This window comes from Comamonas sp. SCN 65-56, assembly GCF_001724135.1.
Lineage (GTDB): Bacteria > Pseudomonadota > Gammaproteobacteria > Burkholderiales > Burkholderiaceae_C > Comamonas_C.
This window is the reverse complement of record NZ_MEDS01000026.1, coordinates 36,836-45,324: the sequence shown is the minus strand read 5'-3', so window position 1 is coordinate 45,324 and position 8,489 is coordinate 36,836. Positions and strand designations below refer to the sequence as shown.

Sequence of the window (8,489 nt, the reverse complement as noted above, 5' to 3'; positions counted from 1 at the left end):
CCACCAGATCACCCCTTCAGGAAAGTACGCTGCGATCAGCGAAGCCTTGCATTGTATACCTGCTTTCAACAAGAACGCAAGAAGGAGGTGAAAAAAGTTTCAAGCCGCTGTGATCGCCGCTTCGAGCGCATCCTGGAACAGTGCTGCAACATCGCAACCGCTCTGCTCCGTGATCTCCTGGAAGCATGTAGGGCTGGTGACATTGATCTCGGTGATGTGCGTACCAATGATGTCCAGGCCAATCAACAACAACCCGCGCTGCGCGAGAACGGGACCGATCGCCTCGGCGGTAGCGCGATCCGCCACCGTGAGGGGGCGCGCCTCCCCCTTGGCACCCGCAGCCAGATTGCCTCGAATGTCATTGCCCTGCGGCACACGCGCGAGGCAGTACGGCACTGGCTTGCCACCAATGACCAACACGCGCTTGTCTCCATCGACGATCTCGGGCAAGTAACGCTGCACCATCACCGTCTGCGCACCGCCCTTGTTCAAGGTTTCGATGATGGAGCCGAGATTCAAGCCATCGGCCTGGACACGAAATATGCCCATGCCGCCCATGCCATCCAGTGGCTTCAGAATGATGTCGCGATGCGCGTCATGAAAGCGTCGGATCTCTTGTGCCGAACGCGTGACCAGTGTCGGAGCAATCCATTCGGGCCATTCCATGATGGCGAGCTTTTCAGGATGATTGCGCAGCGCCGCGGGGCGATTGAAGACTCGCGCACCTTCGCGCTCGGCCTGCTCAAGCAGGTGCGTGGCGTAGATGAACTCCGCATCGAACGGCGGGTCCTTGCGCATCAGCACGCCGTCGAAGTCCTTGAGTACGGCGCTCTCCAGCGCCGTTTCTTTGAACCACTCCGATGCACCGCCGGTCAGTTGAATCCACCGCACGCGTGCCTGCACCATGTCGCCTCGCTGCCAGTGGAGGTCGCGTGGCTCACACGCAGCAATGCGATGCCCGCGCCGCTGGGCTTCGCGCATCATGGCGAAAGTCGTATCTTTGTAAATCTTGAAATGCTCGAGTGGATCGGCAACGTAAAGCAAGTTCATGGCGCAAGTTCTCAAGTGCGTGTGGCAGTACGCGTTCGACCGTACTGTTGCACAAACAGCGCCACGCTGCCGGCAACCACGCCCCAGAACGCAGAACCAATGCCGGCAAGGGTGACGCCAGAGGCAGTGACCAGAAAGGTGATGAGCGCCGGCTCGCGATGTGCCTCGTCCTGCAGCGCGGCAACCAGCCCACCGCCTATGGTGGAAAGCAGCGCCAGCCCGGCGATGGCCGCCACCAACTCCTTGGGAAAGGCGATCAGCAAACCTGCCACCGCCGCGCCAAACAGGCCGATCAGCACGTAAAGCAGACCGTTGATCACGGCCGCCGCATAACGGCGCTTCGGGTCAGGGTGTGCCTCCGGCCCCATGCAGATGGCCGCCGTAATGGCCGCCAGGTTCAAGGCATAACCGCCAAACGGCGCAAGCACCAATGTGGCAAGGCCGGTCATGCTGATGATGCGGCTGATCGGCATTTGGTAGCCAGTGGCGCGGATGACTGCCACGCCTGGCATGTTCTGCGATGCCATGGTGACGACAAACAGCGGCAGCGCCACACTCACTGCCGCTTGCCAGGTGAAGCGCGGTGTCGTCCAGACCGGCACCGCCCAATCCCACGCCACCTCCGACCAGGCAATGCCACCCTGAACCGCAGCGACTGCAACCGCCACCAGCAAGGTCAGCGGCACCGCGTAGCGCGACAACCAGCGTTTGCTCAGCAAGTACGTGGCCAGCATCGCCAGTACCAATAATGGCGCGGCCTGCGCGGCACTGAAGGCCGCCATGCCGAAATTCACCAGCACGCCAGCAAGAAGCCCTGCCGCGATGGCCATCGGAATGCGGTTCATCACGCGTTCAAACCACCCTGTGAAGCCCGCCAACACGATCATCAGCGCAGACAGCATGAACGCGCCCGTGGCCTGCGCCAGATCAAAGCCCAGGCCGGCACTGGCCAGCACGGCAGCACCCGGGGTACTCCACGCGATCATGACCGGCTTTCGCAGGATGAGCGAAGGGATGGCCGTCGCAAGACCCATCCCCAGGCCCAGCGCCCACATCCACGAGGCGATCACGGCTTCCGATGCGCCAAAGGCCTGTGCCGCCTGGAACACCAGCGCCACCGAACTGGTAAAACCCACCAGCGTGGCGACAAAGCCTGCACTCGCCGCCGAGACGCTCAAATCACGAACAAAAGACATCTGGCGATTGTGCAGACAGCATCAAATTTCCACCTTGGAGCCGAGTTCGACGACGGCATTGCTCGGCAAATTGAGGTATTCCGCCGCAGCCGTGGCGCTGTGGTGCATGTAGGCAAAGAGCTTTTCCCGCCAGGGCGCGAGGCCGGTCGCCAGCCCCGGCGCAACGATGTGGCGCGACAGGAAATAGCTGGTGGTCATGGGGTCAAGATTGACGCCCCGCCCCGCCAGCAAGCCGAGCGCCTTGGGCAGATCAGGATCGTTCTTGAAACCGTAGTGCAACACCACGCGCCAGCAATCGTGACCCAGCGCTTCAATCTGCACGCGTTTTTCCATGCCGATCCAGGGCACTTCATGCTGGTGCACGCTCACAAACAGGTTCTGTTCATGCAGCACCTTGTTGTGCTTGAGGTTGTGGAGCAAGGCGTTGGGCACGATGGCCGGATCGGCGCAGAGGAACACGGCGGTGCCCGCCACCCGCGCAGGCGGCGCAACAAACAGCGATTCAAGGAAATCCTCCAGTGTCAGCGCGGTGGCCTGCAGCGCGCGGCGCAGCAGCTCCAGACCGTCGCGCCACGTGATCATCAGCATGAACACGACACCCGCAATCGCCAGCGGAAACCAGCCGCCATGCAACAGCTTGAGCAGATTGGAACTCCAGAACAGCAGATCGACCGTGAGGAACAGCCCTGTCACCACCAGCGTCAGAACCAGCGACATCTTCCACGCGTAGCGCACCACGAAAAATGTCAGCACCGTGGTGATCAGCATGTCCGTCGTCACCGCGATGCCATAGGCAGCCGCAAGATTGTTGGACGAACGGAACATTGCCACCGCCAGCACGATCATCGCGAACAATCCCCAGTTGACCAGCGGCATGTAGATTTGCCCGAGGTTGCGCACGCTGGTGTGGTCCATTTTCAGGTGCGGCAGAAAGCCGAGCTGGATCACCTGCTTGGTGACACTGAACGCGCCCGATATCAAGGCCTGCGAGGCGATCACGGCCGCAGCTGTCGCCAGCACCACCAACGGCAGTGTGGCCCAGCCGGGTGCCATATGAAAGAAGGGGTTGTCCACCACCGCCTTGCCACGCGCCAGCAGCAAGGCGCCTTGGCCGAAATAGTTGAGCACCAGCGCCGGCATCGCGATACAGAACCAGGCCAGACGGATCGGACGCCTGCCGAAATGCCCCATGTCGGCATACAGCGCTTCACAGCCGGTGACGCACAGCACCACTGCCCCCAGAATGATGAAGGTGACCCCGGGCGCTTGCAGCGCGAACTTGAACGCATGCACGGGCACGACTGCCCAGAGGACTTGCGGGTGATGCCAGATCTGCAGCAGACCCAGCAGCGCAATCACGGCAAACCACAACAGCATCACCGGACCGAAAAACCGCCCAATGCCTGCCGTGCCTTTTTTCTGCACCAGAAACAGCGCCAATAGCACCAGCAGCGTGAGCTCGATCACATAGTCGCCCAACGCCGGCGAAAAGACCTGCAGGCCTTCCATGGCGCCCAGCGTGGTGATGGCGGGCGTAATCACGCCATCACCGTAAAACAGACAGGTGCCGAAGATGCCGACCAGCAGCATACGCCGACGCAGCACCGGCTTGTCGGCCACCGCACCCGATGCCAGCGTGAGCATCGCCACCAGACCACCCTCGCCATTGTTGTCTGCGCGCAGCACCAGCGCCACGTATTTGACCGACACGATGATGGTCAGGGTCCAGAAAATCAGCGACAGCACGCCATAGACGTTGTCCGGCGTGAACTGCACGTGACCGCTGCCAAAAACCTCTTTGACGGTATAGAGCACGCTGGTGCCGATATCGCCAAATACCACCCCAATGGCACCCACCATCAGGGTCGGCAGGGAAGAGCGCGAATCGGACATTCAGGTGTACGCGAAGTGCGACGGGGCGGCCATTGTGCGCCCGAAAGATCGAAAACTCAGACGAGCTCCCGCAGCTCCGGGTCCGTGGCTTCGAGTTCATAGCTCGCAGCCAGCATTGCGAGGCGCGCCACGACGCCATACATGTAGAACCGGTTGGGCGCACTCGCACCGGGACGCACGCCAAGCTGCGGCAGGTGGGTGCTGTGCTCGAACGCCAGCGGCACGTAACAGGCACCATGCACGCGCGCGCCCTCGGCCGTGTTCGGCTGGGCATGCACGCGATAGACGCCGCCGACCACGTAGCGGTCCATGGTGTAGACCACTGGCTCGGCCACGGCCTCGTGCACACGTTCCTGTGTCAGCACCCCCTCCTGCACCAGCCAGTGCCCGCTTTGAGGCAGGCGTCCCTCGGCCGCCAGCGCCTCAAGGTCTCGGGCATCGCGCAGCAACACCACTCCAGCCGCATCGCTCGCATCGTCGGCCTTGATCACGGCAAACGGCTTCTCATTGATGCCGTACTCCTTGTACTTGCGGCGTACTTTGGAGATGACCGTATCCACCGCGGCACGCAACGGCTCCAGTTCCTTGCCTTTGCCACTTGCGATCTCGGCGCTGGCGCTGATCGGATGGATCAGCCAATGGTCAATGCCCAGCATCTTGCCAAAACGCTTGCCCACCTCTTCATAGCTCTGGAAGTGCCGACTGCGCCTGCGTACCGTCCAGCCCGCCTGCAACGGCGGCAGCAGGTACTGCTCGTACAGTTCTTCCAGGATGCCTGGCGTGCCCGCCGCCAGTTCGTTGTTGAGCAGGATGGTGCAGGGGTCGAAATTCTTCAGCCCTACCCGCTTGCGCAGACGCAGCGCAGGCTCCACCTGCACACTGCCTCCATCCGGCAGATCGAAGCCTGCGGTCTTCTTCACTTCCGGGTCTATCGAGCCGACGCGCACGTTCAGCCCAGCCAGATTGAAAATGCGCTGCAGTTGCGCCACGTCGGCCAGATCGGCCGGCCCGCGCAAACCATTCTCGGGAATGATCAGGAGGTTGCGCGCCTCGGGGCAGATTTTTTCGATCGCCGCCATCGCTGCCTGCACCGCCAGCGGCAGCATTTCCGGTGTGAGGTTATGCCAGCCGTGCGGGAACAGGCTGGTGTCCACCGGCGCAAGCTTGAAGCCGGCGTTGCGCAAGTCCACCGAGGTGTAGAACGGGGGCGTGTGCTCCATCCATTCCAGGCGGAACCAGCGCTCGATCGCGGGCATCGCATCGAGCATGCGCTGCTCCAATTCATTGATCGGGCCGGTCAACGCGGTGATGAGGTGGGGGACCATGCGGGCATCTCGTCTCGTGGTTCAGCGCGGCATTGTAAAAAGCGAATTCAGCGTCGCCAGAATGCCGGAGACAGCAACGCCAAGAAACTCAGAATTTCCAGCCGTCCCAGCAGCATGCCCAGTGTGCAGACCCAGATCTGAAAGTCACTCAACCCACCATAGCCCAGGTCCACGCCCAGCGTACCCGGGCCGGTGCCGGTGCAGTTCACGCTGGAGAGCACGACGGAGAACGCCGTCAGCGGATCGAGGTCGGTGAGCAGTAGCGCCATGCACAGCACCGTTACCGTCGCACCATAGACCAGCATGAAGGCGAGCACCGAGAAAATCATGCGGTTATCCACCACGCTGCCGCCCAGCATTACCGGCTGCGTGGCGTGCGGGTGCACCAGGCGCGTGAGCTCGCGCCGCGCCTGCTTCACGAGAATCAGCATGCGCACCATCTTCATGCCGCCGCCCGTCGACCCCGCGCTGGTGGCCACGCCCGAGAGCAGCAGCAAAAACACCGGGATGACCACCGGCCAGTGCGGATAGTCGACGCTGGCAAAACCGGTGGTGGTGGCCACCGAGACGGCGTGGAACATGCCATGGCGCAGCGCATCCAGCGGCGTGTACACGCCCTTGGCCCAGAGGATGAGCGAGACGATCAGCCCCGCGCCCAACAGCGCGGCAATGGTGGCGCGCGCCTCGGGGTCGCGCCACAGGGCGAACCATTTGCCCTTGCGCAGCGCGACGAAGTACAGCGTGAAATTGCAGCTGGCCAGCACCATGAAGACCACGGCAATGCCTTCCAGCAGCGGCGAATTGAACCAGGCAAAGCTCGCATCGTGCGAGGACAAGCCCCCCAGGCTCATGGTGGCGAACATGTGCATCAGCGCGTCCATGGGCCGCATGCCGCCCGCCCAGAAGGCCAGCGCGCAGGCGGTGGAGACCACCAGATACACGCCCCACATGCCGTTGGCCGTTTCGGTGATGCGCGGAGTCAGCTTGGCGTCCTTGATCGGGCCTGCGGCCTCGGCGCGAAAGAGCTGGCTGCCGCCCACGCCCAGCATGGGCAGCACCGCCATCGCCATGATGAGGATGCCCATGCCGCCTATCCACTGCAGGAAGGTGCGCCAGACGTTGAGCGAGAGCGGCAGCTCATCCTGCCCGGTGATCACTGTCGCGCCGGTGGTGGTGAGCGCCGAGACGGCCTCGAAGTACAGATGCGTGAACGACAGCGGCTTGCCGACGAAGGTCAACGCCAGCGCCAGCGGCAGGCTGGCGGCCAGCGGCAGCACCACCCAGGAGAGCGTGACCAGGATCACACCGTGGCGCGGCAGCAGCTCGCGGCGCTGGCGCCGCAGGCCCCACCACAGCAGGCCACCCGCTGCCAGGATACCCAAGCCCGAGAACGCATACAGCCGCCACAGCCCGTCGTGCCAGGCCAGCGAAATCGCCAGCGGCAGCAGCAGCGCCAGCGCGAACATGCACAGCAGCATGCCGAGCACGCGGGCGACGGGCAGCAGGTCTTTCATCGCCGGGACGGACCGATCAGAAGAAGGTGGCGCGCACGCGAAACAGCGCTTCCACTTCCTTGACCAGGCGCTTGCGCGGCAGGAAGAAGACCACGTGGTCGTTGCTCTCCAATACCGTGTGGCTGTGCGGGATGATGATCTCGGGCTCATCGAGGGCAGGCTTGGGCGGCGCCTCGCCCTCGGCCGGCGGGGGTGCATCCGCATCGGGCAAGCCGCGCACGATGAGGCCGATGTGCACCTCGGGCGGCAGCGGCAGATCCTGCACCGCGCGCCCCACGACGCGGGAATTTTTCCGGTCGCCGCGCACCACCACCTCCAACGCCTCGGCCACGCCGCGGCGCAGGCTGTGCACCGCCTGCACGTCGCCGCGGCGCACATAGGTCAGCAACTCGCCCAGAATGGTCTGCGCTGGCGAGAGCGCAATGTCGATCTGCGTGCCGTGCATCAGGTCGGCATAGGTGTGGCGATCGATCAGCGCCAGCACCCGGCGCGCGCCCATGCGCTTGGCCAGCAGGCTGGACATGATGTTGTCCTCGTCATCCTCCGAGAGCGAGAGGAACAGGTCGACCTCCTCCACCCCCTCCTCGCTCAGCAACTCCTCGTCCGACGCCTCGCCGTGCAGCACCAGCACGCCGGCGGGCACGCGCGCGGCGAGCTGCTCGCAGCGCGCAGCATCGCCCTCGATCAGCTTGATGTGAAAGCGTCCGGCCTGGCGCGCCAGCTCCTGCGCCAGGCGCTCGCCGACGCTGGAGCCGCCCGCCACCATGATGCGGCGCACCGCCCGCGCCGCCTGGCCCTCGCGCCGGTGTAGGCTGGCGAGCACCTGCGCGATGCGCTGGCGCCCGGCCAGCACGAAGACCTCGTCGCCTGGTTCGATGCGCGTATCGCCATCGCAGGCGACGAAACGGTCCGGCCCGTCGGTAAAGCGCCGGTAGATCGCGACGATGCGCATCGCCACCTCGGGCAGCTGCTGGCGCAGCAGGCGAATCTGCATGCCGACGGCCGGTGCCCCCTGGCGCGCACGCGCCGACACCAGGCAGGCACGCCCGCCGGCGAACTCGCGCACCTGCAGCGCCTCGGGGTATTCGACCAGCAGGCCGATGTAGCGCGTGAGCGAATCCTCGGGGCACAGGATGTGATCGACCGCGAAGCCCTCCTTGGACAGCAGTTCGCTGCCGTCCTCAAAGCCCTGCGCCCGCACCCGCGCGATGCGCGTCGGGATCTGGTAGAGCATCCACGCCAGCTTGCAGCACACCAGGTTGACCTCGTCCTGCGAGGCGCACGAGATGAGCAGATCGGTATCCTTCGCGCCCGCCTCGGCCAGCACGGCAGGATCGGTGCCGCTGCCGACCACGCCTCGCAAGTCCAGGCGCTGCTGCAGCTCACGCAGGCGATCGGCATCGTTGTCGATCACCGTGATGTCGTTCTTCTCGGATACCAGGCTTTCGGCCACGCCCAGGCCCACGCGCCCGGCTCCGACGATGATGATCTTCATGCCGTGCGGCCCGGCA

General features: G+C 64.1%; 6 protein-coding genes. All 6 read right to left on the bottom strand.

Going from position 1 to position 8,489, the window contains the following annotated elements; translation table 11 throughout:
* Positions 1-99: 99 nt before the first annotated feature.
* The 6 genes from gshB to trkA are packed head-to-tail and all read right to left on the bottom strand — an operon-like array spanning position 100 to position 8,473.
* Positions 100-1,050: a glutathione synthase gene (gene gshB, locus ABS45_RS16040; RefSeq protein ID WP_291557417.1), complete on the bottom strand. Its 951-nt coding sequence runs from the start codon at positions 1,048-1,050 to the stop codon at positions 100-102.
* Between the two features lie 11 nt (positions 1,051-1,061).
* The gene (locus tag ABS45_RS16035; protein WP_291557414.1) at positions 1,062-2,246 is read right to left on the bottom strand and encodes a benzoate/H(+) symporter BenE family transporter; all 1,185 of its coding nucleotides are present in this window, start codon (positions 2,244-2,246) and stop codon (positions 1,062-1,064) included.
* 21 nt (positions 2,247-2,267) lie between these two features.
* The gene (locus ABS45_RS16030; RefSeq protein WP_291557411.1) at positions 2,268-4,139 is read right to left on the bottom strand and encodes a potassium transporter Kup; all 1,872 of its coding nucleotides are present in this window, start codon (positions 4,137-4,139) and stop codon (positions 2,268-2,270) included.
* 56 nt (positions 4,140-4,195) lie between these two features.
* Entirely contained in the window at positions 4,196-5,464 is a 1,269-nt protein-coding gene (gene gshA, locus ABS45_RS16025; protein ID WP_291557408.1) for a glutamate--cysteine ligase, read from the bottom strand.
* Between the two features lie 47 nt (positions 5,465-5,511).
* Positions 5,512-6,978, bottom strand: a complete 1,467-nt coding sequence (locus ABS45_RS16020) for a potassium transporter TrkG (RefSeq protein WP_291557405.1) — start codon at positions 6,976-6,978, stop codon at positions 5,512-5,514.
* Between the two features lie 16 nt (positions 6,979-6,994).
* Positions 6,995-8,473, bottom strand: a complete 1,479-nt coding sequence (gene trkA / locus ABS45_RS16015) for a Trk system potassium transporter TrkA (protein WP_291557402.1) — start codon at positions 8,471-8,473, stop codon at positions 6,995-6,997.
* Positions 8,474-8,489 lie beyond the last annotated feature (16 nt).

Bases quoted from the DNA above. Each gene is read 5' to 3' on its own strand.
- ABS45_RS16030 (WP_291557411.1), bottom strand. From the start codon at position 4,139: ATGTCCGATTCGCGCTCTTCCCTGCCGACCCTGATGGTGGGTGCCATT.
- trkA (WP_291557402.1), bottom strand. From the start codon at position 8,473: ATGAAGATCATCATCGTCGGAGCCGGGCGCGTGGGCCTGGGCGTGGCC.
- ABS45_RS16020 (WP_291557405.1), bottom strand. From the start codon at position 6,978: ATGAAAGACCTGCTGCCCGTCGCCCGCGTGCTCGGCATGCTGCTGTGC.
- gshA (WP_291557408.1), bottom strand. From the start codon at position 5,464: ATGGTCCCCCACCTCATCACCGCGTTGACCGGCCCGATCAATGAATTG.
- ABS45_RS16035 (WP_291557414.1), bottom strand. From the start codon at position 2,246: ATGTCTTTTGTTCGTGATTTGAGCGTCTCGGCGGCGAGTGCAGGCTTT.
- gshB (WP_291557417.1), bottom strand. From the start codon at position 1,050: ATGAACTTGCTTTACGTTGCCGATCCACTCGAGCATTTCAAGATTTAC.